Below are 23,000 nucleotides of genomic sequence, written 5' to 3'. Positions count from 1 at the left end.
TCGGGCTCAGCCGGCGGCCGTGACGATCGTGACCACCGTCAGCGCGGTCATCGCCGCCTGCATGTCCCGGATCGCCTCCCGCACGCCCTCGCTCGCCCACCGGCCCTCGGCGAGCTCCGCCATCCGGGCGGCGACCTCCTTGCGGGGCTCCCCGGGGAAGGCGATCCGGTGCAGCTTCGCCCCGTGCAGCAGGGCGATCAGCCCCGCCGTCCGCTCGTCCGGCGCGGCGCCGTCCAGGACCACGGCGCGCAGCCGCTCCCGCAGCTCCCGCTCGACCGAGCCGTCCGCCTCCGGGTACCGCCGGACCCGGAACAGGCCCAGGACCCGGCGCGTCTCCTCCACGACGAGCCCGCGCTCGCACAGCCGCGCGACCGTCGCGGCCGGTGCCTTCGCCTGGTCCTTCCTCAGCCACTCGCTGACCTTCGGCGCCCCGTCCCGGCGCCCCGCCCACTCCGCGAGCGCCGCGAGGCGCCCGTCGAGCAGCGCCTCCCCGGTGGGGTCCTCGTCCGTCACGGTCAGCCGCCCGCCGGCCACCGACACCCGCCCCGCGAGCGCCAGCTCCAGGAGGATGCCTCCCGCGACCGCCCAGGCCGCCGCCTGCGATTCCTTCGCCTCCCCGGACGCGTCGTCCAGGGACAGCAGCGTGATCTCCTCGGCGAGCGTGATCGACATCGACGTCCTTCCAGGTGAGGCGGCCGGAACGGGGTCCGGTGGTCTGCCCCGGAGGACGGCCTGACGACCCGTCCGGTTCCCGGGACCCCGCGAAAGCCTCCGCGAACCTCCGTACGGGTCCGGTCGGCGGGCCGTTGTCAGTGGCGGCTGTCACCCTGGGGCCATGGACAGGCGGAGCGAGCGTCCCGGCGGCGGGAGGAAGGAAGACGGCATGGGCGGGGACCGTGACGAGGAGCTGCTGAGAGGCCGGGTCTACGGCCAGGACCACGACGACCCGCGCCCCGGACCGCGCCCCGGCCGGTCCTACGCGGAGCTGGTCGGCGGCCCGCTCGACGGGCTGCTGCTCGACGTCACCGACTGGACCGGCGAGGAGATACGCGCCGGCGCCGTCCTGGAGACGGAGCTGAGCCGCTACGGCGCCGAGGGCAAGGCCGTGTACGGCCCCCGGGCCGGCGACCCGGCACGCTTCGACTGGACCGGCGACACCCGCTGACGGACCCGGGCGCCCGGCGCGGCACGGGGGACCGGTGGGGCCGGACATGCGAAAGGCGGGAGCTCGTCCCGCCATGTTCAAGATATAGCGCACGGGGGGCCTTGCGGCAAGGCCCCCCGGATGCCGCACAATCGCACATCTACCCCTTCACCTGCTGAAACGAGATTGCGCGCGTGCCCATGCCTCAGCGGACCACCGGCCCCTTCGAGCTTCCCGACCGTCTCGCCGCCAAGGCCGATCCGGCGCTGATCGCCGACGACGTGAAGCACTTCGCCGCCGTCGCCGAGAGCCTCGACCAGGCCGTCGCCGAACTCTCCGAGCGCCTCGACGCGGTCCTCCGCGCCCCCGGCGGCCTCGGCCGCGAGGCGATGGAGCGCGACCTGGAGGTCCACCGCCTCTCCGGCCGACTGCGCGCCCTGCGCCGCTTCGGCCTCGACCTCTGCCTCGGCCGGATCGTCTCCGCCGACGGCTCCGAACCCCTCTACATCGGCCGCCTCGGCCTCACCGACAGCGATGGGAACCGGCTGCTCGTCGACTGGCGCTCGCCCGCCGCCGAGCCGTTCTTCGGCGCCACCCACGCCCACCCGATGGGGCTCGCCAGCCGCCGCCGCTACCGCTGGAACGGCGGCCGGATCACCGACTACTGGGACGAGGTCTTCACCGAGGGCGGCCTCGACGAGCACGCCGCCCTCGACGACCAGTCGGCCTTCATCGCCAGCCTCGGCACCAACCGTTCCGAGCGGATGCGCGACGTCCTCTCCACCATCCAGGCCGACCAGGACGCCATCGTCCGCGCCGGCTCGCGCGGCGCCCTCGTCGTCGACGGCGGACCCGGCACCGGAAAGACCGTCGTCGCCCTCCACCGGGCCGCCTACCTCCTCTACTCCGACCCCCGGCTCGGCCACCGCCGGGGCGGCGTCCTCTTCGTCGGCCCCCACCAGCCCTACCTCGCCTACGTCTCCGACGTGCTGCCCAGCCTCGGCGAGGAAGGCGTCCGCACCTGCACCGTCCGCGACCTCGTCCCCGAAGGAGCGGCCGTCCGCCCCGAGAAGGACCCCGAGGTCGCCCGGCTCAAGTCCTCCGCCGCCCTGGTCCGGGGCATCGAGAAGGCCGTCCGCTTCTACGAGGAGCCCCCCACCGGGCCGACCCACGTCACCACCGACTGGGGCGACCTCACCGTCACCGCCGACGACTGGGCCGAGGCCTTCGACGCCCCCGGCCCCAGCACCCCGCACAACGAGGCACGCGAACTGATCTGGGAGGAGCTCGTCACCCTCCTCAAGGAGAAGACCCGCGGCGAGGTCCCCGACATCCTCTTCGAGCGCGCCCTGCGGCACGACCGCGAACTCGTCGCCACCCTCGACCGGGCCTGGCCGATGCTGGAGCCCACCGACCTCGTCGGCGACCTGTGGACCGTGCCCGCCTACCTCCGCCTGTGCGCCCCCTGGCTCGACCGGGACGAGGTGCGCGCCCTCCAGCGGGCCGACGCCCACGCGTGGACCGAGTCCGACCTGCCCTACCTCGACGCCGCCCGGCAGCGCCTAGGCGACCCCCGGTCCAGCGCCCGCAAGCGCCGCGAGAAGGCCACGCTCGCCGCCCGCAAGGAGCGCATGGCCGGCGTCATCGACAACATCGTGCGGGGCGACGACGACGGCGAGGGCGCCGTCACCATGCTCCTCGGCCAGGACCTCCAGGACAGCCTCGTCGACGACGCCGGGCTGCCCGTCGCCGCCGGCGACCCGCTCGCCGGGCCCTTCGCCCACGTCGTCGTCGACGAGGCCCAGGAACTCACCGACGCCGAATGGCAGATGCTGATCGCCCGCTGCCCCTCGCGCAGCTTCACCATCGTCGGCGACCGCGCCCAGGCCCGCCACGGCTTCACGGAGACCTGGCGGGAGCGCCTGGAGCGCATCGGCCTCGACCGCGTCGAGACGACCTCGCTCAGCATCAACTACCGCACCCCGGAAGAGGTCATGGCCGAGGCCGAACCGGTCATCCGCGCCGCCCTCCCGGACGCCAACGTGCCGACCTCGGTCCGCGCCTCCGGCCTCCCCGTCCACCACGGCACCACCGCCGAGCTGGACTCCCTCCTCGACGACTGGCTCGCCGCGAACACCGACGGCGTCGCCTGCGTCATCGCCGCGGAGGGCCGGCTCCCCGCGCTCGGCGACCGACCCCGGGTCAGGGCGCTCACGCCGAGCCTCTCCAAGGGCCTGGAGTTCGACCTCGTCGTCCTCCTCGACCCGGAGGGGTACGGCGAGGGCATCGAGGGCGCGGTCGACCACTACGTGGCGATGACCCGCGCCACCCAGCGCCTCGCCGTCCTCACCAGCGCCTGACCGCAAGCGCGGCGGCGGGCCGGACGCTCAGGACGGCAGCCCGCCCCGCGCGATCACCTGCGCGTACCAGCGGGCACTGTCCTTGAGCGTCCGCCGCTGGCTCGCGAAGTCCACGTGCACGATCCCGAACCGCTTGCTGTACCCGAACGCCCACTCGAAGTTGTCCAGGAGCGACCACAGGAAGTAGCCCCGCACGTCCGCGCCGTCCTCGATCGCCCGGCGCACCGCCGCCAGGTGCCCGTGCAGGTACGCCACCCGCTCCGGGTCCCGCACCCGCCCGGACGGGTCCGCGTAGTCGTCGTACGCCGCCCCGTTCTCGGTGATCACCAGCGGCACTCCCGGCAGCTCGTCGCGCAGCCGGACCAGCAGCTCGTACAGGCCGTCCGCGTCCACCGGCCAGTCCATCGCCGTCCGGGGGCCCGGCGCCGGCAGGAACCGCACGTGCCGCTCCGCGCCGCCCCACGGCGACGGCGACTCCGAGGACCCCGCCGCGACGACCGTGGGGGAGTAGTAGTTGAGCCCCAGCGAGTCGATCGGCGCCGAGATCGTCGCCAGGTCCCCGTCCCGTACGAACCCCCAGTCCGTCACCCGGGCCGTGTCCCGCACCAGGTCCTCCGGCAGCCGGCCCCGGAACACCGGGTCGAGGAAGATCCGGTTCGCCACCGCGTCGATCCGGCGCGCCGCGTCCAGGTCCTCCGCCGACTCCGTCAGCGCCCGCACCACGTGCAGGTTCAGCGTGAGCGACACCTCCGACCCGGCCGGCAGCGCCTCCCGCAGGGCGCCGACCGCGAGACCGTGCGCCAGGTTCAGGTGGTGCGCGGCGCGCAGCGCCTCCACGTCGCTGGTCCGGCCCGGGGCGTGCACCCCGTTCCCGTACCCCAGGAAGGCGGCGCACCACGGCTCGTTCAGCGTCGTCCAGGTCGCGACCCGGTCGCCGAGCGCCGCCGCCGTGATCCCCGCGTACTCGGCGAACCGCTCCGCCGTCTCCCGGCGCGGCCAGCCGCCCGCGTCCTCCAGCTCCTGCGGCAGGTCCCAGTGGTACAGCGTCGCCACCGGGCGGATCCCCGCCTCCCGCAGCTCGTCGCAGAGCCGCCGGTAGAAGTCCAGGCCCTTCTGCAGCGCGGGCCCGCGGCCGGTCGGCTGGACGCGCGGCCACGCCACCGAGAACCGGTAGTCCGTCACCCCCAGCTCGCGCATCAGCGCCACGTCCTCGCGCACCCGGTGGTAGTGGTCGGCGGCGATGTCACCGGTGTCGCCGTTGCGGACCTTGCCCGGCGTCCGGCTGAAGGTGTCCCAGATGGACGGCGTCCGGCCGTCCTCCGTGGCCGCGCCCTCGATCTGGTACGCGGCGGTGGCGGTGCCCCAGCGGAAACCCTCCGGGAAGCGGAGCGTCGCGGAGGACTCGGGGCGTGCGTCGACGGCGGTCATGAGGGGGCGACTCCAAGAAGACGAGGGTGGGAAGGACGGATCCGAGGTGGGGGGCGGAGCGAGACGGCAGGGGGAGACGGAAGGGAGAGGGAAGGGAGGCGGACGCGGCTCAGCCCTTGACCGCGCCCTGCATGATGCCGCCGACGATCTGACGGCCGAGCAGGCCGAAGACCAGCAGCACGGGCAGCGTGCCGAGCAGGGTGCCCGCCATGATCACGGACTGGTCGTGGACGTAGCCGCCGCCGAGCTGGCGGAGCGCCACCTGGACGGTCGGCTCCTGCGAGGAGAGCGCCACGATGGGCCAGAAGAAGTCGTTCCAGGCGGCCATGAAGGTCAGCAGACCGAGGACGGCCATGCCGGGACGGGCGATCGGCACCACGATCGACCAGAAGATCCGGGCCGTGGACGCGCCGTCGACCCGCGCCGCCTCGATCAGCTCGTCGGGAAGCGACTGCACCAGGTACTGGCGCATGAAGAACACCCCGAACGCGGAGACCAGACCCGGCAGGATCACCGACTGGAGCTGGTTCACCCACTGGAGCTCGGCGATCAGCATGAAGAGCGGGATGACGCCGAGCTGCGGCGGGATCATCATCGTCCCGACCGTCACCGCGAGCAGCGCGCCCCGGCCGCGGAAGCGGAGCTTGGCGAAGGCGAAGCCGGCGAGGGTGCAGCACAGCACCGTGCCCACGGTGATCGAACCGGACACGATGAGCGAGTTGAGCAGTGCCTTGCCGATGTCCGCCTCGGCGAGCACCGCCTCGAAGTTGCGGATCAGGTGCGGGCCCGGCACCAGCGACGGCGGCACCTGGGCCAGGTCGGCGTTGGAGCGGCTGGCCGCGACGATCGTCCAGTAGAAGGGGAAGGCGGAGACGAGCACGGCCAGGATCAGCACGGCGTACGCGACCGGCCCGGCCTTCAGGGTCCGCCCGGCACCGGACCGGCGGCGCGGCCGGGAGGGCGTCCGCCGGGCGGGGGCGCGGACCGGGGCGGGCGGATCGGCGAGCGCGGTCATCGGCCGGCCTCCTTGCGGGAACGGCGGCGCGCGATCAGGGCGTTGACCCCGACCAGCACCAGGATCAGCAGGAACATCACCCAGGCGATGGCGGCGGCCCGGCCCAGGTGGAAGAAGCCCCAGCCCTGCTCGTACATGTACAGGCCGAGGGTCTGGTACTGGTGCGAGATGCCGCCCGACATGGACCCCTCGAAGAGCAGCGGCTCGCCGAAGAGCTGGGTGGCGCCGATCGTCGACACGACGACGGTGAAGAGGATCGTCGGCCGCAGTCCCGGCAGGGTGACGTGGAAGAACTGCCGCCAGCGGGAGGCGCCGTCCATCTCCGCCGCCTCGTACAGCTCCGACGGGATGGACTGCATGCCGGGGAGATAGATGAGCGCGTTGTAGCCCGTCCACCGCCAGACGACGATCGTGGAGACCGCGATCTGCGAGCTGAGGGTGCCCGACTGCCAGTCGATCGGCCCGACGCCGACGAGGCCGAGCACGTAGTTGAAGAGTCCGAAGTCGCGGCCGAACAGCTGCGCGAAGACGAGGGTCGCGGCGGCGACGGAGGTGGCGTACGGCAGCAGCATCGCCGTCCGCAGGAACGTCCGGCCGCGCAGCCGGTGGTTGAGCAGGTGCGCGAGCGCGAGCGCCATCACCAGCTGCGGCACGGTCGACAGCACGCCGATGGTGAAGGTGTTGCGCAGCGCGGTCCAGAAGAACTCGTCGCCGAAGAGCGCGGTGTAGTTGCCGAGCCCGCGCCACTCCATGGAACCGGGGTCCTGGAGCTCCACCCGGTGGAGCGACACGTACGCCGTGTAGACCAGCGGGAAGAGCCCGAAGGCGGCGAACAGGGTGAAGAACGGGGCGACGTACGTGTAAGGGGAAAGGGCGCCCCACACACGCCGGAAGCCCGACGTGCGCGGAACGGTGGCGGCTTTCGCCGGTGCGACGAGGGTCACGGTGCGGCCCTTCGGGAGACGATGCGGAAGGATGACGCCGAGCCCCGGGGACCCGACGGTTCTACGGTCGGTACGGACCTCCGGGGCCCGGCCCGGCCGGGGTTATGGCGGCCCAGCCGGTCCGGGTGCCGGGTGCCGGGCCTGGGCCCGGGTGCCAGATCCCGGGGCCTGGTGGCCCAGCCGGTCCGGGTGCCTGGCCCCCGGTAACCCAGCCGGTCCGGTGCCCGGCCCCGGGGGCCCGGAGGCTCCGCTGGTCGGCGTGCCCGCCCCTTGCGGTCTGCGGGCGGTGCCCGGGTCTATGCGGTCCTTCGGTCCGGCGCTTTGCGGCCCGATGGTCCGGGTCTGGGGCCGGCGACCTGCCGTCCAGCCCCTTGCGGCCCGTCGGACCTCGGACCGCCGGTCCGGGTCCGGGGTCCGTGGCCGGTGGCCTACGGTCCGGGCCCCGTGGCCCCTGGACGAGCCCGTCCAGGTGTGGTTCGGCCGGGGCGCCGGACGGGTGGCTGCCGTGGGCCCGGTCGGCAGCGACCGGAACCGGCCCGCAGGGACTCCCGGCGCAACCCGGCGGACCGGACGGGCAGTGCGGTGGCCACCGCCGGTGCCAAGGCGCCGCCGGCCTGCTCCGCAAGCCCGCCGGCCCTGCACTCTGAAGGTTGGACCACCAGAGGGAGCCGCTTCGCGGGAGTGGGGGCGGCGGAGTGCGGCCGCCCCCGGCGGGAGCGGACGTACTGCGTGGCGTGGCCGCGGTTTCGGTGCTCTGACGGCGCTGCCCCACCGGTCCCGGCAGGTGCTGCGCGGGCCCGCCAGGGCCACGTCGGTCGCGACTGCCCGCCCTCCCGGAGCCGTACCGCCGCCCGGCTTCGGTACGGCGTCCGGCCCCGATACCGCGTCACGGTCCGGAGGCTGGACCGGGCTCGCCGCGGCGCCTGCCGGGGTGTCCGGGCCCAGCCCCTGCCCGGCCTGGCCCGGGCCGTACCCCGGGTGTCCGGGCCCTGCCTGTGCCCGGCCCAGCCACCGCCGGGCCCTGGCCCCCGCCCGACCTGGCCCCGGCCCGGCCCACGCGCCACCCCGCCCGGCCCCGCGGGCCTCAGCCCAAGGTGTTCGCGACGCCCTTCTTCGCGTTCTCCCAGGCCTTCTCCGGGGCGAGGCCCTTGCGTTCGACCTCGCTCAGCGCGTTGGTGATCTGCTGGCTGATGTTCTGGTCGTGGACGCCGAGCACCTGCACCGGCGCCGCCTTCGCCGCGTCGCCGAAGATCTGCCCGATCGGCGCGCCGGAGAAGTACGGGTCCTTAGTGCCGGCGACCTCGGCGATGGCGCCGGTCGAGGACGGGAAGTTGCCCTGCTTGGCGAAGACCTTCGCCTGCTGCTCCGGCGCGGTGAGCCACTTCACCAGCTCGTACGCCTCCTTCTTGTGCTTCGCGGCGCGCGGCACGGCGAGGTAGGAGCCGCCCCAGTTCCCGGCGCCGCCGGGCAGCGCGGCGATGTCCCACTTGCCCTTGCCGGACTCACCGGCCTGGCCCTTGATGTAGCCGAGCATCCACGCGGGGCAGGGGATCGTCGCGAAGGAGCCCGCGGCGAAGGCCTGGTTCCACTGCGGGGACCACTGGTCGAGCTTCGCGCTGAGCCCGGCGTCGCTCGCCTCGACGGCGGTCTCCCAGGCGGTCTTCAGGGCGGGGTTGGTCTCCCAGATCAGCGCCCCGGACGCGTCGTAGTACCGCTCCTTCTCCTGCCCGATCATGATCGAGTAGAGGCTGCCGACGCTGTCGAGCCACGCGCTCTTCGCGGGGGCCTTCGCCTTGTACTGCTTGCCGAGCTCCAGGTAGCCGTCCCAGGTGGACCACTTCTTCGCCAGCTCGGCCCGGTCGGTGGGCAGACCGGCCTGCTCGAAGAGGTCGGTGCGGTAGCACATCGCCTCGGGGCCGACGTCCGTGCCGAGGCCCAGCACCTCGCCGTTCTTCCCGGTCGCCGCGGCCCACTTCGCCGCGGCGAACTGGTCCTTCAGCCCGTCGGCGCCGTACTTCCGCAGGTCCTCGAAGCGGTCGGCCTGCTGCTGGGTGACGGAGGCGATCCGGCCGACCTCGATGCCCTGGACGTCGGCGAGGCCGCCGCCGCCGGCGAGCCGGGTCTGGAGCGACTTCCAGTAGTCGGCCTCGTCCTCGGTGTCCGTCTGCTTGATGGTGACCTCGGGGTGGAGCTTCTCGTACTCGGCGTAGAGGCCGGCCTCCTTGTAACCGAAGGAGCCGAAGAGGTCGACGGTGACGGTGACCTTGCCGCCGGCCTTGTCGGAGGCGGTGTCGGAGGCTCCGGAGCCGCAGGCGGCGAGCAGGGAACCGGTGAGCACGACCGCTCCGATGCGGAGGGCGGCCTGCGTGGCGGCTCGGGTGATGGGCATGGACGGGCTCCCTTGGAGTCAGGGCGGATCGGGGTGGACGGTGAGGTCCGCGGTGTGCCGGGGTGTGCGAGGCGGAGCGGGAAGTGGGGAAGCGGTCGAACGGGGGCGGGTCCCGGGAGGGACCCGCACACGTCCTTGAGAGCGCTCTCAAGAACGGACTGGAGCGTGCCCCGACTCGCCCGTTCCCGTCAAGACTCGAAGGCGTAACGGCTCGGAATCGAGCGGTTCCTACGGGACCGCCACCCCAACTCCGGGTTCGTTCCGCTCTCTTGACGCCCAGGTTTCGGGAGTTTTACGTTGCGCACTGCTGAGAGCGCTCTCAAAACCCGTCACACCCCGAACGAACCCCCACGAACCCCTCCTCCGAGCCAACGAGGTGCTGTACGTGTCAGCTCCCCGCTCCCGACCGGCCGCGTCGCTGGTCCTCACCGCCGCCCTGGCCGCCGCCGGTCTCGTACCGGTCGCCGCCGGCTCCGCCTCCGCCGCCACCGTCCCCGTCGGCGCGGGCGGATACTCCGACACCCGCCCCGCCGGGACCTCGGGTCCCACCACCAACACCGGGTCCCCCGTCACCCCCAAGGTGACCGCCGCCGCCAAGGACCGGCCCGTCCCCACCAACGACTGGTGGTCCTCCCTCGCCTTCCAGCGCTACGGCGACAACCCGTACTCGACCCCCATGTACGGGCATCCGCTCACCTACCAGGCCGTCGCAGGCGGCCTGGAGATCGGCTACCCCACCACCCCGGCGATCGTCGGCGACGGCCGCCAGTACGAGTTCCCCCACAAGGCCGACCTCACCCTCGGCCTCACCGGCCTCAACTCGCCCGACGCCAAGGCCGACGACTGGTCCGACTGGACCGTCACCCCCCTCTGGTCCGACGGCGCCCGCACCCTGCGCACCACCATCGGCCACGGTCTGCCCTACGTGTACGCCAAGGGCACCGGCGGCGACGCCCGGATCACCACCGCCGCCCCGCCCACCGTCTTCGCCGACCAGGGCAACGTCCTCGGCATCACCGTCGCGGGCCACCACTACGCCCTCTTCGCCCCGTCCGGCACCGACTGGAACGTCTCCGGCAGCACGCTCACGGCCGGCCTCGGCGGCAAGGACTACTTCTCCGTCGCCGTCCTCCCCTCCACCGACGCCCTCGCCACCTACCGGCGCTACGCCTACAGCTTCGTCACCGGCTCCCGCGTCGCCTGGTCCTCCTCCGGCGGGAGGTCACACGCCACCTACACGCTCACCACCGAGGCGAAGGAGGGCACCGAGACCGGCACGCTCCAGGCCCTCTACCGGCACCAGTGGCTGAACTCCACCGACCCGCTGACCCCGTACACGTACGTCTCCCCGCGCGGCACCATGAAGGTCCGCGAGGGCCGGTCCTTCTCCACCAGCCGCAAGCAGGCCGCCGTCCTGCCGGGGCTGCCCGCCACCGGCGCCGTCGACCAGGCCCGGCTGCGCGCGTACCTGAACGAGGTGGTGAACTCCGCCGATCCGTTCTCCGGCGCCACCGACACGTACTGGACCGGCAAGGCGCTCGGGAAGCTCGCCCAGCTCGTGCCGCTCGCCGAGCAGCTCGGTGACACGGCGCTGCGCGACCGGCTCCTCGGCCTGATCAAGGGCCGGCTCCAGGACTGGTTCACCACGGGCGGCGCGAACGAGTTCTCGTACGACCGCACCTGGAAGACCCTGACCGGCTACCCGGCCTCCTACGGCAGCGACACCGAGCTGAACGACCACCACTTCCACTACGGCTACTACGTGTACGCCGCCGCCGTCGTCGCCCAGTACGACCAGGCCTGGGCCGCCGACTCCGCCTGGGGCGGCATGGTGAAGACGCTGGTGCGCGACGTCGCCAACCCCAGCCGCACGGACGCGTCCTTCCCCTTCCTGCGCGGCTTCGACGTGTACGCCGGACACAGCTGGGCCTCCGGCCACTCGGGCTTCGCGGCCGGCAACAACCAGGAGTCGTCCTCCGAGTCCACCAACCTGAGCGCCGCGCTCGTCCTGTGGGGCTCCGCCACCGGCGACACCTCCCTGCGCGACCTCGGCGGCTACCTCCTCGCCACCGAGTCGGACGCCATCGGCCAGTACTGGTTCGACGCCGACCAGCAGGTCTTCCCCGGCTCCTTCGGCCACGACACCGTCGGCATGGTCTGGGGCAGCGGCGGCGCGTACTCCACCTGGTGGACCGCCAACCCCGAGGAGATCCACGGCATCAACACCCTCCCGGTGACCGCCGGCAACGCGCTGCACATGGGCGCCTATCCGGGCGCGATCCGGCGCAACCTGGCCGAGATGGAACGGGAGAACGGCGGCCCGGCCGTCGAATGGCGCGACATCCTCTGGGAGTTCGAGTCGCTCGCCGAACCGGCCCGCGCCAAGGCGAGGTTCGACGCCACCGGCGGGAACTACACCCCCGAGGCGGGCGAGACCCGCGCCCACACCTACCACTGGCTGACCACCCTGGACGCGCTCGGCGCCCCCGACGCGAGCGTCACCGGCTCCATCCCGACCTCGGCCGTCTTCCTGAAGGGAACCGAACGCACCTACGCCGCCCACAACCACGGCTCCGCGCCGATCACCGTCACCTTCTCCGACGGCAAGTCGCTGACCGTACCGGCCCGTTCCACCGCCACCGGCAAGGGCACCGGGACGATCCCCTGCGGTCAGCCCGGCGGTCCCGCCTGCCCCGAGCCGAGCACCGGCGACACCTTCCGGCTCGTCTCCGGCGGCGCGCTGACCACCGCCACCGACACCACCGCGGGCAGCGACACGATCGCCTCCGCCGGCGGGGTCAACCGCGACGGCACCCCGTACCAGCCGCTCGTCTACACGGCGCGGAACGTCACCGGCACCCTCACCCCCGGCGCCGCCACCGCCTTCCGCCTCGCCGTGGACGCCGGCACCGCCGTCGGCCTCGGCCAGCAGGTCCGCGTCAGCTACGACCTCACCGGGGACGGCAGCTTCGAACGCACCGAGACCTACCACTACTTCGCCACCGACCCGGTGCCCGGCTGGGAGCGCTACGACCAGGGCCGGGGCCTGAAGTCCGCCACCGGCACCCTCGGCGACCTCCGCGGCGGCACCGTCCGCGTGGAACTGTGGAGCGCCATCGGCAACGGCCCGTCGACCGTCCGCACCGGGACGGCCGACTCGGTCCTCGTCATCCCCTTCGACTGACGCGGGCGCCGGGCCTCACGCCGAGGCCCGGCGCACCAGCGTCGTCGGCGTGATCAGCGGGTCCGGGGCGAGTGCCCCGGACCCGTACTCGTTCAGCACGCGCATCAGCAGCCGGACCATCAGCCGCCCCATGCCCTCGATGTCCTGCCGGACGGTCGTCAGCGGCGGGTCCGTGCGCTCGGCGATCGACGCCACGTCGTCGAAGCCGACCACGGCCACGTCCTCCGGCACCCGCAGTCCCCGCTCCCGCAGCACCCGCAGCGCGCCCGAGGCCATCAGGTCGTTGGCGGCGAACACCCCGTCCACGTCCGGGCGCCGGTCGAGGAGTTCGGCCATCGCGCGGGCGCCGCTCTCGGCCGTGAAGTCGCCGTGGCCGACGAGGGCCGGATCCGGGTCCCCCAGCGCGTCGCGGTAGCCGTCGGCGCGGTCCACGGCCGAGGTCTGGTCGCGCGGCCCGGCCAGGTGTGCGACGGTCCGGCAGCCCCGGTCGACCAGGAGCCGGACGGCCTCGCGCGCGCCGCCGCGGTTGTCGCAGTCGACGTACGGCATGTCGGGACCGATCCCGTCCGTCGGTCGGCCGCCGAGCACCGTCGGGATCTTCGCCCGGCGCAGCACCGCCGCCAACTCGTCCTCGTCGTGCAGGGAGAAGGCGAGCGCGCCGTCCACGTGCCCGCCGCCGAGGTAGCGGGCGATCCGGTCGTGATCGCCCGGGCTCTCCACCCACAGCAGGACCAACTGCGAGTCATGTGCCGTCAGTTCGCGGCTGATGCCGCGCACCTGCTCCTGGAAGAAGGGGTCGGAGAAGATCCGGAACTCGGGCTCCGCGATGACCACCGCCACGGCGTCGTTGCGCCGGGTGACCAGGGTGCGGGCCGCGAGGTTGGGGACGTAGCCGAGCTCCTCCACGGCCTGCCGCACCTTGTCGACCAGCGGGGCGCGGACCCCCGCGCCGCCGTTGACGACCCGCGAGGCCGTGGCCCGCGACACCCCGGCACGGGCCGCGACGGCCTCCAGGGTCGGCCGCGCCCCCGTCGTCTGCTCGGCCACGTCGGCCCCCTTCGTCTGCTCGGACCGGCTCAGGATATCCGGACCGGCGACCGCCTTGAGAGCGCTCTCTGCACCGTCGTCCGACGGGGGAGCGGGGTCATTCGGGGGGCGGGGCGAAGGAGACGAAACGGGGCTGCCGCCGGGCGTCGTCACCGTCGACGGACGACGGCATGGCGACGATCCGCCCGCCGACGTGGAGGACCCGCCCGGCGAACGTGCTGTACTCGGCCTCGGCCGCGGCGACCGGGTGCTTCAGCAGCACCTTCTCCTTGTTCGCCCCCGCCCGGTCGAGGACGAAGGTCCGGCCGGGACGGCTGGACGTCGCCGACTCGTGGACGAGCGTCCCCGACGCCGACGGCGCGCCGACCGGAGTCAGGATCCGGTATTCATCGCTCCGCACGCCCCAGGCGAGCTTCCCGGTCGCGAGGTCGTAGGCCCCGACCCGGTCGGTGCCGCCGACGTGGACGAGCCCATGGGCGACGAGGAGACCGGGGCAGGGCTGGAGATCGGCGTCGATCCCCACGTACGGGCAGTGCTCGAAGCCCTTGGGGCGCGGGTCGATGGTGCGGCGCACCTCGCCCCGGGGGCCGAGGGCGACGATCCGCCAGTCGGAGGTGAGCCGTTCGTTGTCGATCGAGGTGTACACCACCGGGTCGACCGAGATCACCCGTTCCACCCGGCGCCCGGCCGGGGTCCGGTGGCGCCAGCGCACGGCGCCGGTGCGCGGGTCGAGTTCGCGGAGCTGGGTGTACCGCTTCCGGGGATCGAAGCCCAGTGCGCAGGTGGCGCGGACGAGCAGCCTGTCGCCGCCCGCCACGCGGTCGGGATGGCAGCGGCCCGGGTTCTCGGTGGGGACGGTGAAGAGCCGGGATCCGTCGGAGACGCGGAAGGCCGCGGCGCCCAGGCCCTCGGCGACGGCGAGGGTGTCCCCGCTGATCGCCGTGTGCACGATGATGGCGGGGGTGTCCCGGGCCGGGTCCCGCAGCAGCTCCTTCGTCCACCCCGCCTTCCCGGTCCGCAGGTCGATCATCTGGAAGCGGTCGCAGCGCGCGCCCCTTCGGGAGGCGCTGGACGCGAGGGCGAGGACGATTCGTCCGTCCGGGGTCGTGTGCTCCGGCACCTCGCAGACCGGGGTGGGCAGGGTGAGGTTCCAGACCTCGGCGCCGTCCGAGAGCCGGTAGGCGGTGACCTCCCGGTACAGGGCCTGGACGACGGTGTCGCCGACGATCCACGGGCCGTCGACGCGGACGTTGCGCCGGGGCAGGTCGGTGGAGTCCGAGGCGATCCACGCGGCGGCCTCGCCGGGCCGGCGGGCGGCGGCGAGTTCCTCGGCCCCGGGGACGTGCACCGGCCGGGGGGTGCGGAGGGAGGGCCCCGGCGCGACCGTCGGTGAGGGCGGCGCGGCGCGCTCCTCGGGGTCCGCCGTCCGCGGTCGCGCGTCCCCGGCCCTGGAGCCGTACCCGGACCCGTATCCGTACCAGCCCGCTCCCGCCACCGCCACGACCAGCAGCGCCAGCCCGACGGCGAGCACCGTCAGCCCGAGGTCGCGCCGGGAGCGAGGGGCGGGGCCGGGGGGCTGCCCTCCCGGCGGGTACCAGGACGGCGGTGTGTACGACATCGGGAGCCCCTCCGGATCACCAGAAGTTCAGAAAACAATTCTAGAACGAGATTCGGTTATGGCCGTAGCATAGCGAGGCCGACCGACGGTGCGGACCAGGGGACGTGGAGGGTCCGCACGGCCGGACGGCGCCGACGACACAGGCAGGACCGACGCGGGACCAGGGGGCGACGATGGTGCGGACCGATGCGGAACAGGGCGACCACGAAAGGCTGATGAGGGAGGTCGCGGCGCGGGAGGGGCTCGGCGCGTATCGCGGCGGGCACGCATCGTCCGCGCCGGCGCGCGATCGTGGCGCCGCCGGGGTCGCGATCCTCGCCGCCGTCCTCGCGGCGGCCGTCGTCGCCGCGCTCGCCGGCGGCTACGGCCCGCTCGCGATGGTCCCCGGACTCCCGCTGGTCCTCTGCCTCTTCTCCCTGCTCGGCCACCTCTTCTTCGGCAGCCGCACCGGCGACGCGCGCCTGGAGCAGTACGAGGGCGGGCTCGTCGTCCGCCTCAAGGGCCGGATCCGGGTGGTCCGTTACGCCGACACCAAGGTCCTCGACAACACCGTCCGCCGCACCCGGTACGGCCAGACCGTGTCCGTCACCCACTCCTTCGGCCTCACCGACACCGAGGGGCGCAACCTCGTCGTCGGCAGCGTCTTCACCGGCGGCGAGATCTGGGGACCGCTGCTGCGCCAGGACTCGGCCCGCGCCCAACTGCCCGGCGCACTGGCCCGCCTGGACGCGGGCGAGCGCCTCGAATTCGGTCTGGTGTGGCTCACCGCCGAAGAACTCGGCTCGGGGCGGGCCTCCGCGCCCTGGCGCGCGGTCCACGGGGTGGAGCTGAGGGACGGCACCCTCACCGTGCGGGCCGAAGGGCGGCGCGGCCCGCTGGTCGTCGCCTCCACCCGCTACATCCCGAACACCCCGCTGCTCCTCAGCCTGATGGAGACCCTCCGCGTGCGGTGAGACCGGCCCCGACCCACTGCCCTCGGACCTCGCCTCCCTCCTCGACGCGAGCGGGTCCAGGCCCCCCGGCGCGCGCGGCCCTGGCCCGCCTGCGGCATCGACGGCTCGCCGGAACGCGACGGCCGGAACCCGGCGCAGGTCCGGAGCCGGGGCGACGCCCACCTCCGGTTCACCTCGGGCCTCGGGGCGGCCCCGGGCGGCGACCCGTACTGCTGTTCCCGCACGGGAAGGCCCGGCCGGCCGCGCGGCTCGCGCGGTCGGCCGGGCCGTGTCGGCGGGCTCAGGAGGAGGCGTCGAGGACCGCGCGGAAGCGGGCCTTGCCGGTGAGCATGTGCTCGTACGCCTTCGGGGCCTCGGAGAGCGGGAAGAGCTCGATGCTCGGCCTGATCCCCTGGGCGGCGCTGAAGGCGAGGTTGTCCTCGTTCTCGACGGGGGTGCCCGTGAGGTGGCCCTGGACGGTGCGGGTGGCGATGATCAGCTCCCCGGTGTCCACCTGGAGCGGGTCGGCCGCGGCGCCGAGGACGAGCAGCCGGCCGCGCGGCGCGAGGCCCGCCACCAGGGGCCCCATCGAGGCGCCGGAGGAGGCGGTGGCCAGGACGGCGGCCGCGCCGCCGAGCGCCTGGAGGGCCTCCGCGACATCCTGCGCGGTGCTGTCGACGTAGTGGTGGGCGCCCAGTTCGCGGGCCGCCGCCTCCTTGTCCCGGCCGCGGCCGACGGCGACGACGCGGTACCCGAGCGCCCGGGCGTACTGCACGGCGAGGTGTCCGAGCCCGCCGATGCCCTGCACGGCTATGAGCGAACCGGGCCGCGCCCCGCTCCGCTGGAGGGCGGTGAACGTGGTCAGTCCCGCGCACAGCAGCGGCGCCGCCTCGGCCGGCGGGACGCCGTCGGGGATCCGGACGAGACCGCTGGTCCGGGCGTAGACCACCTCCGCGTACCCGCCGTCGATCGTGGTGCCGGTCTGCTCCTGGTCCCGGCAGCTCACGAAGTCGCCCCGGCGGCACGGGTCGCACTCCCCGCAGTGCCCGGCGAGGAAGCCGACGCCGACGCGCTCCCCGGCCCGCCAGGCGCGGACCCCCGGACCGACCGCGTCGATCACGCCGACGATCTCGTGGCCCGGGACGATCGGCTGCGCGGGATCGGCGCGCATGCCCTCGGCGGCGAGGACGTCGGTGTGGCAGATGCCGCAGTACTCGACCCGGATCCGGACCTGGTTCGGGGCGGGGTCGACCAGCTCCCGGTCGACCAGGCGGAAGTCCTGGGACCCGCTGACTTCGACGGCTCGGTAGGTGTCCATGTGCTGCTCCTCGGGTAGGTCGACGGATCGGTGCGTCGATGGATCGTCGGTCCGGTCGTGGTCGCCGGGCGACGAGATCCGGTGTCAATATGACCGACCGTCTTGAGATCGGCAAGGACGGCTTCCGGCCATTCGGCGGAGAAGCGACGCCCCTGCGTCACGGGGCGTTTGACGCCCAAGACGACCGTTCATATTCTGGGGCGAGGAACCGAGGAGGGTGAGTGGCCAGGCCCAGCGTGCGCGAGCAGTTGGTCGAGGGCGCCGTGGAGTGCTTCCACCTGCGCGGCTTCAACGGCACCGGCATCCAGGACATCGCCCGCGCGGCCGGCGTCCCCAAGGGGTCGGTGTACAACCACTTCGCGAGCAAGGAAGCCCTCGCCGCCGAGGTCCTGGAGCGCTACGCCGACTCCCGCGACCTCGCCCGCCTCGACGACACGACGCTCGACCCCCTCCCGCGACTGCGCGCGCACTTCGCGTACCTCGCCGACGACCTCGAACGCTTCTCCTTCGAGCGGGGCTGCCTCTTCGGGACCTTCGGCGCCGAACTCTCCAACCAGAGCGACCTGCTCCGCGGGCGGGTCGAGACCGGCCTCGCCACCTGGACCGAGGCCGTCGTCCGGGTCCTCGACGAGGCCCGCGCCGCGGGCGGGCTCACCGGTCCGCTCGCCCCCGAACGGCTGGGGCCCCTCCTCGTCGAGGCGTGGGAGGGCGCCGTACTCAGGGCGAAGGTCACCCGGAGCCGGGCCCCCCTCGACGGCTTCTTCGCGGTCCTCGACGCGCTCACCGCCTGACGTACACCCGCCGCGGCGCGTTCACCCGTGGCGGTGGTCGCGACCCGTACCCTCCGCCCGAGCCGTCCGCGTGCGGCAGCGTGACCGTCATGAACGCCCGCCGCGCCGCGCTTCCCCTGCTCACCGTCCTCCTCGTCGGCGGCTGCGTCGCCCTCCCGGAACAGACCGCGCCTTCCGCCTCGAGGCCCCCGGCGGAGAGGCCGCCCGCGCTCGCGCCCGCCGCCCAGCGACCCCCGTCGGCGCTCCCGGAACCGGCCGCGCCCCCGGTGGAGGCCGAACCCCGGGAGGAACTGGCGGAAGCGGAGGCGGCGCCCCGGCAAGCGGACTCCGTCGCCGCACCCCGCGCCGCCCCCTCCCCGGCACCCGACTCCCGCACCGTGCCCCGCGCGACGGCGGCCCCGCGCACCGCCCCGCCCCGCCCGCCGGCGCCGCGGCCGCGCCCGCCCAGGACCCGCACCGCGACCCCCTCCCGAGGCCCCGCGCCCACCGCACGCCCGGCGGGGGAGCGGCTCCCCGACATGCGGGACCTCTGCCGTGAGGCCCGGCGGATCGACGCGCCCATGGGCGCGGCGGACCTGTGCCGGGGCGTGTACGGGAACTGAGGGCGCCGCCCTCGAAGCGACCCCCTGGAAGTGGCCCAGTCCGCCAGCCCGTCAATGGACCAGAGAACACAGGCCACTTCGCCCTAACGTCATGCCCATGGCGCACACCACCCCGACCCACCCCACTCCCACGCCCCCCACCCCCGAAAGCCCCGCCGTCCCCGCCCACGGCCCCGGTCGTCCCACCGCGCCCCGCCTCCTGCTCCTCGCCCAGCTGAGCAACTCCGTCGGCGACGGTGCCTACTACGTGACGTCCGCGCTCTACTTCACCGGTGTCGTCGGGCTCTCCGCCGCCCAGGTCGGGGCGGGCCTCGCCGTCGCCTGGGCGGTGGGATCACTCGCCGGAGTGCCGCTCGGGGCGCTCGCCGACCGACGCGGACCGCGCGGCGTCTCCGTGCTCCTCGCGCTCGTGACGGCCGCGGCCGTCGCCGCCTTCCTCGTCATCGACTCCTTCCCGGCCTTCCTCGCCGCCGCCACCCTCTTCGCCGCCGCGCAGAGCGGACTCGCCGCCGCCCGGCAGGCGCTCCTCGCCGGACTCGTCGCCCCGGCCGACCGCACGGCCGTCCTCGCCCGCCTCCAAGCGGTCCTCAACGTCGGACTCGCCGTCGGCGCGGCCCTCGGCGGCATCGCCCTGCACGCCGACACGCGCGGCGCGTACCTCGCCGTCCTCGCCCTCGACGCGGCCGGCTTCGTCCTCGGCGCCGCCCTGCTCGCCCGTCTCCCCGCGCCGAAGCGCACGCCCCCGGCCGGCAGCGGCCCGGCCTCCGGGACGGCGGTGCTCCGCGACCGGCCCTACGTCGTCCTCACCCTCCTCAACGCCCTGATGCTGCTGCGGATGCCGGTGCTGAGCCTCGCCCTGCCGCTCTGGATCGCGCAGCGGACCGCCGCGCCCGGCTGGACGGTCTCCGCGCTCTTCGTCCTCAACACCGCGGCCGTGACCGCCTTCCAGGTGCGCGCCGCCCGCTCGGTCACCGGCCTGGAGTCGGCCTCGACGGCGGTGCGGGGCGCGGGCGCCGTCATGGCCGCCTCCTGCGCCGTCTTCGCGGTCTCGGTCTCCGCGCTCCCGGGCCTCGGCGCCGCGTCGGCCACCGCCGTCCTCGTCCTCGGGGCGGCCCTCCACGTGGCCGCCGAGATGCGGCACTCGGCCGGCTCCTGGCAGCTGGGCCTCGGGCTCGCCCCCGCCGACCGGATCGGCCAGTACCAGGGCTTCTTCGGCGTCGGCGTCCCCATCGCCCGCACCCTCGGACCGCTCGTCGTCACCACCCTCCTCATCGGCGTCGGCACCGCCGGCTGGCTCCTCCTCGGCGCCGCTTTCGCCCTGGCCGGCGCCGCCACCGGCTCGGTCGCCCGCTGGGCGGCCCGGACGCGGCCAGACACCGGGGAGCTACCGGGGCTTCGCCCCGCCGGCCTCCATGAGGAGGGCGAAGCCGTGCCGGTCGACGGAGGCGGTCGTGGCGGCCAGGACCACCGCGCCGGTGCCGGACGCGCGGTCCAGGCCGAGCCAGGAGCGGAAACCGCCGGTGCCGCCGTTGTGCAGGGTGACGGTCAGCTTCCCGACCCCCAGGGTGATCCAGGCGGCGCCGATACGGGTCCCCGTGGTGAAGGGGAGGACCGGGTCGAGCGCGGCGATCCCCGGCGCCGTGCCGTCGAGGAGCGCGCCGGTGAGACGCGCCATGGCGCCGATGCCCGCCCGGATCCCGCCGGCCGGCCCCAGCGCCTCGCCGGTCCACGGCTCGCGCGGCCGGCCGCGCCGGGTGGTGCCGGTGAGCGCGCCCGGCCGGAGCCCGTCCGGTCCGGCGGGGAGGTAGAAGGGGTCGAGACCGAGCGGGGTGCTCAACCGGTCGGCGACCAGCCGCTCGTACGACGTCCCGGCCGCGACCGCCAGCGCATGGCCGAGGAGCTCGAACCCGAGGTTGGAGTAGCGGGGCCGCGGTGAGCGGAGCCGTACCGCACGCGCCTGGTCGAGCAGCTCCGCGACGGACTCGCCGTACGGATTGGTGCCGTGCCGCCAGAGCGCGTACGTCCGGCGCCACGGCTGTGCCGATCCCGGCAGCCTCGGCAGCCCCGACCGGTGCGTGGCCAGCGCCCCCAGCGTCACGCCGCCGGCCGGCGCGTCCGCGAGGGGCAGCAGCTCGCCGAGCGCCGTCCGCGCGGTGACCTCCCCGCGCCTCAGCGCCTCCGCGTACAGCAGCCCGGTCACGCCCTTCGACACCGACCCGATCTCGTAGTCGGCCCCGAGCCCCGCCCCGACCGAGGCGAGCGTCGCGCCCCCGGGCCCGACCACCGCCGCGGCCACCGCGAACCGCCCGCCCGTCAGCTCCCGCAACCGCCCGGCCAGCCGCGCGTCACCGTGCTCCCCGCCCATCCGCTCCCCGTCCATGCGGCCACCCTAGGAGCCCGGGCGTCCGCCGCCCAGACCCTTTGTGACCCACGTCACGGAATCCGCTTCTCCTCTTTCCGTTATCGCGGCCCTCCGCGCAGGCTCTCCCAGGCGCAGGAAACTCCGGGAACGGGCGAGAGAAGGACGGACGGCGTGCAGCGGACGAGGGAGACGGACCGGATGACCGAGTGGACGACGGAGCGGATACGGGCGGCGCGGTACGGGGACCCCTGGGCGTACGACCAGGTCCTCGGCGCCCACCAGCCGCTCGTCCACGCCCTGGTGTCCCGCGCCCTCGACGCCCGCCCCGATGCCGCCGCCGTCGACGCCGTCGTCCCCGACACGCTGCTCCGCGCCCAGGCCGGCCTCCACACCCTGCCGTATCCGGAGGCGTTCCGGCCCTGGCTCGTCGGGCTCGCCGTCGACACCGTCCTCGGCCACGCCGCCGTCGGACCCGACGGGGGCGGCGGCTGGCTCGACCTCCAGGACGCGGTGCTCGCCGCCCTCGCGTCCCTGGAGGACGAGGGGCTCCTCCATCGGAACGAGACGGCCGCCGCGCTCCAGTGGACGCCGGAGGAGACCGCGACGCGGATGGAGACGGTACGGCTGCGCGCCGACGCCGCCCGGTCGGTGGCCGCCGCCCTGGCGCGCCGGCCGCGCTGCCCCGGACTCCAGGAGTCGGCCGCCGGCTGGGACGGCCGCCCCGGCGCCGGCTGGCGCGACCACCTCGCCCGGCACACCCTCTGGTGCGCCCTCTGCGGCTCTGCCGCGCCGACCGCCGTCATACCGTCCGCCGTCCTGCCCTCCGCCGTCGCGCCCGACGCCTGGGCGGCCGAGCCCGCAACCGCTGCGGACGGCGGGGCGGACCCGGACGCCGCCCTGCCCGACGCCTTCGCGGAGGAGACGACGCGGGCCTACGACCTCGGCGGGCTCGCCCCCGCCGCCGCCCCCGACGGACGGCGTCCCACGCGCGGCGACCGCCGCCGGCGGCGCCGGGCCGAGGAACGGACCCGCCGTCGCGCCGCCGTGGCGGCCGGCATCGCGGTCGTCGCGGTCACGGGCGGGGCGTTCTCCCTGTACGGCGGCGGCCGGGACGGCAGGGAGCTCCTGGAGGCGAACCGCGCGGCCGCCCCCGGCCCCGACACGCCCCTCACCCACGACCCGGACTCCCTCTCCACCACCCCCGCCGACGCCGGTACGACCCCCTCCGCGTCCACCCCCGCCCCGGGCCGGACGACCGCCTCCGTCGCCCCCCGAAGCGGAGGCGGGAAGACCCCCACCGCGCGGCCCACCACGGCGGCCCCCACCCCGCAGCGCACCACCGCGACACCCGCCCCCACCCTCCCGAGGAAGACCGCCGCACCGACGAAGGCCGCCCCCGAGCCCGCCCCGACCACCGCGTCGCCGACGGCCGGCACCGACCCCGCCCCGGGCGGCGGCGCGCAGAACGACGACCGCGCGGGCTCCGCCGCCGACCAGGTGCTGTCGCTCGTCAACGCCGAACGCGCCAAGGCCGGCTGCGGCCCGCTCACCGCGAACGCGACCCTCGCGCGGGCCGCCCAGGCCCACTCCGACGACATGGCCGCCCGCGACTTCTTCGACCACACCAACCCCGACGGAGCCGGCCCCGGCGACCGCGTCACGGCCGCCGGCTACCCCTGGTCCACCTACGGCGAGAACATCGCCATGGGGCAGCGCACCCCCGAGCAGGTCATGGAGGCGTGGATGAACAGCCCTGGCCACCGCGCGAACATCCTCAACTGCGACTTCAAGGAGCTCGGCGTCGGCATCCACGACGACGGCGGCCCCTACTGGACGCAGGTCTTCGGCGCCCGCTGACCCGCCGCC

The 23,000-nt window shown here is 74.7% G+C and carries 16 protein-coding genes and 1 pseudogene; 8 read left to right on the top strand and 9 right to left on the bottom strand.

All coding sequences use genetic code 11. From position 1 onward, the window contains the following. Nucleotides 1–6: 6 nt before the first annotated feature. Nucleotides 7–672 (bottom strand): GPP34 family phosphoprotein, encoded by a 666-nt coding sequence (locus ACFZCF_RS18500; protein ID WP_391287299.1) that lies wholly within the window; start codon nt 670–672, stop codon nt 7–9. Nucleotides 673–883: 211 nt separating this feature from the next. Here ACFZCF_RS18500 and ACFZCF_RS18495 point away from each other — a divergent pair, with 211 nt between their 5' ends. Beyond that, on the top strand, nt 884–1,165 hold the full coding sequence (locus ACFZCF_RS18495) for a hypothetical protein (protein WP_388444327.1): 282 nt from the start codon (nt 884–886) through the stop codon (nt 1,163–1,165). A gap of 179 nt (nt 1,166–1,344) precedes the next feature. Next, the gene (gene helR / locus ACFZCF_RS18490) at nt 1,345–3,504 is read left to right on the top strand and encodes an RNA polymerase recycling motor ATPase HelR (RefSeq protein WP_388444933.1); all 2,160 of its coding nucleotides are present in this window, start codon (nt 1,345–1,347) and stop codon (nt 3,502–3,504) included. 27 nt (nt 3,505–3,531) lie between these two features. Here helR and ACFZCF_RS18485 read toward each other — a convergent pair whose 3' ends face one another. The 4 genes from ACFZCF_RS18485 to ACFZCF_RS18470 form a co-directional block, all read right to left on the bottom strand. Then, nucleotides 3,532–4,932, bottom strand: a complete 1,401-nt coding sequence (locus tag ACFZCF_RS18485) for a GH1 family beta-glucosidase (protein WP_388444324.1) — start codon at nt 4,930–4,932, stop codon at nt 3,532–3,534. Between the two features lie 109 nt (nt 4,933–5,041). Beyond that, the gene (locus ACFZCF_RS18480; protein ID WP_388444321.1) at nt 5,042–5,947 is read right to left on the bottom strand and encodes a carbohydrate ABC transporter permease; all 906 of its coding nucleotides are present in this window, start codon (nt 5,945–5,947) and stop codon (nt 5,042–5,044) included. Continuing rightward, entirely contained in the window at nt 5,944–6,891 is a 948-nt protein-coding gene (locus ACFZCF_RS18475) for an ABC transporter permease subunit (protein ID WP_391287298.1), read from the bottom strand. The genes ACFZCF_RS18480 and ACFZCF_RS18475 overlap by 4 nt, the downstream gene beginning before the upstream one ends. 1,084 nt (nt 6,892–7,975) lie before the next feature. After that, nucleotides 7,976–9,280: an extracellular solute-binding protein gene (locus ACFZCF_RS18470; RefSeq protein WP_391287296.1), complete on the bottom strand. Its 1,305-nt coding sequence runs from the start codon at nt 9,278–9,280 to the stop codon at nt 7,976–7,978. 385 nt (nt 9,281–9,665) lie between these two features. On the opposite strand from ACFZCF_RS18470, the gene ACFZCF_RS18465 reads away from it, so the two are divergent. Then, on the top strand, nt 9,666–12,464 hold the full coding sequence (locus ACFZCF_RS18465; RefSeq protein WP_391287295.1) for a glycosyl hydrolase: 2,799 nt from the start codon (nt 9,666–9,668) through the stop codon (nt 12,462–12,464). A gap of 15 nt (nt 12,465–12,479) precedes the next feature. Here the strand turns inward: ACFZCF_RS18465 and ACFZCF_RS18460 are convergent, their stop codons facing one another. Next, nucleotides 12,480–13,511: a substrate-binding domain-containing protein gene (locus tag ACFZCF_RS18460; protein WP_391287294.1), complete on the bottom strand. Its 1,032-nt coding sequence runs from the start codon at nt 13,509–13,511 to the stop codon at nt 12,480–12,482. 97 nt (nt 13,512–13,608) lie between these two features. Next, nucleotides 13,609–15,129: a PQQ-binding-like beta-propeller repeat protein gene (locus ACFZCF_RS18455; RefSeq protein ID WP_391287292.1), complete on the bottom strand. Its 1,521-nt coding sequence runs from the start codon at nt 15,127–15,129 to the stop codon at nt 13,609–13,611. 173 nt (nt 15,130–15,302) lie between these two features. Between ACFZCF_RS18455 and ACFZCF_RS18450 the strand changes: the two genes are divergently transcribed. Beyond that, nucleotides 15,303–16,082, top strand: a complete 780-nt coding sequence (locus ACFZCF_RS18450; RefSeq protein WP_391287290.1) for a DUF6585 family protein — start codon at nt 15,303–15,305, stop codon at nt 16,080–16,082. Nucleotides 16,083–16,362: 280 nt separating this feature from the next. Here ACFZCF_RS18450 and ACFZCF_RS18445 read toward each other — a convergent pair whose 3' ends face one another. Further along, nucleotides 16,363–17,379 (bottom strand): alcohol dehydrogenase catalytic domain-containing protein, encoded by a 1,017-nt coding sequence (locus tag ACFZCF_RS18445; RefSeq protein WP_391287288.1) that lies wholly within the window; start codon nt 17,377–17,379, stop codon nt 16,363–16,365. A gap of 221 nt (nt 17,380–17,600) precedes the next feature. Between ACFZCF_RS18445 and ACFZCF_RS18440 the strand changes: the two genes are divergently transcribed. The 3 genes and pseudogenes from ACFZCF_RS18440 to ACFZCF_RS18430 form a co-directional block, all read left to right on the top strand. Beyond that, nucleotides 17,601–18,170, top strand: a complete 570-nt coding sequence (locus tag ACFZCF_RS18440; RefSeq protein ID WP_388444298.1) for a TetR family transcriptional regulator C-terminal domain-containing protein — start codon at nt 17,601–17,603, stop codon at nt 18,168–18,170. Between the two features lie 89 nt (nt 18,171–18,259). Then, nucleotides 18,260–18,772 carry a hypothetical protein gene (locus ACFZCF_RS18435; protein ID WP_391287286.1) on the top strand — a complete coding sequence of 171 codons (513 nt, stop codon included), beginning with the start codon at nt 18,260–18,262 and terminating at the stop codon, nt 18,770–18,772. A gap of 91 nt (nt 18,773–18,863) precedes the next feature. Then, nucleotides 18,864–20,009, top strand: a pseudogene (locus ACFZCF_RS18430) (MFS transporter); the annotation flags it as partial. Nucleotides 20,010–20,156: 147 nt separating this feature from the next. On the opposite strand, the gene ACFZCF_RS18425 reads toward ACFZCF_RS18430, so the two are convergent. Next, on the bottom strand, nt 20,157–21,137 hold the full coding sequence (locus ACFZCF_RS18425; protein WP_391287610.1) for a serine hydrolase: 981 nt from the start codon (nt 21,135–21,137) through the stop codon (nt 20,157–20,159). Between the two features lie 168 nt (nt 21,138–21,305). Here ACFZCF_RS18425 and ACFZCF_RS18420 point away from each other — a divergent pair, with 168 nt between their 5' ends. Continuing rightward, the gene (locus tag ACFZCF_RS18420; RefSeq protein ID WP_391287284.1) at nt 21,306–22,991 is read left to right on the top strand and encodes a CAP domain-containing protein; all 1,686 of its coding nucleotides are present in this window, start codon (nt 21,306–21,308) and stop codon (nt 22,989–22,991) included. Nucleotides 22,992–23,000: the final 9 nt, after the last annotated feature.

It is taken from the genome of Streptomyces sp. NPDC007945 (assembly GCF_042958885.1).
Taxonomy (GTDB): Bacteria; Actinomycetota; Actinomycetes; order Streptomycetales; family Streptomycetaceae; genus Streptomyces.
Note: the sequence above shows the minus strand (reverse complement) of the source record. Positions and strands in the feature narration are given on the sequence as shown.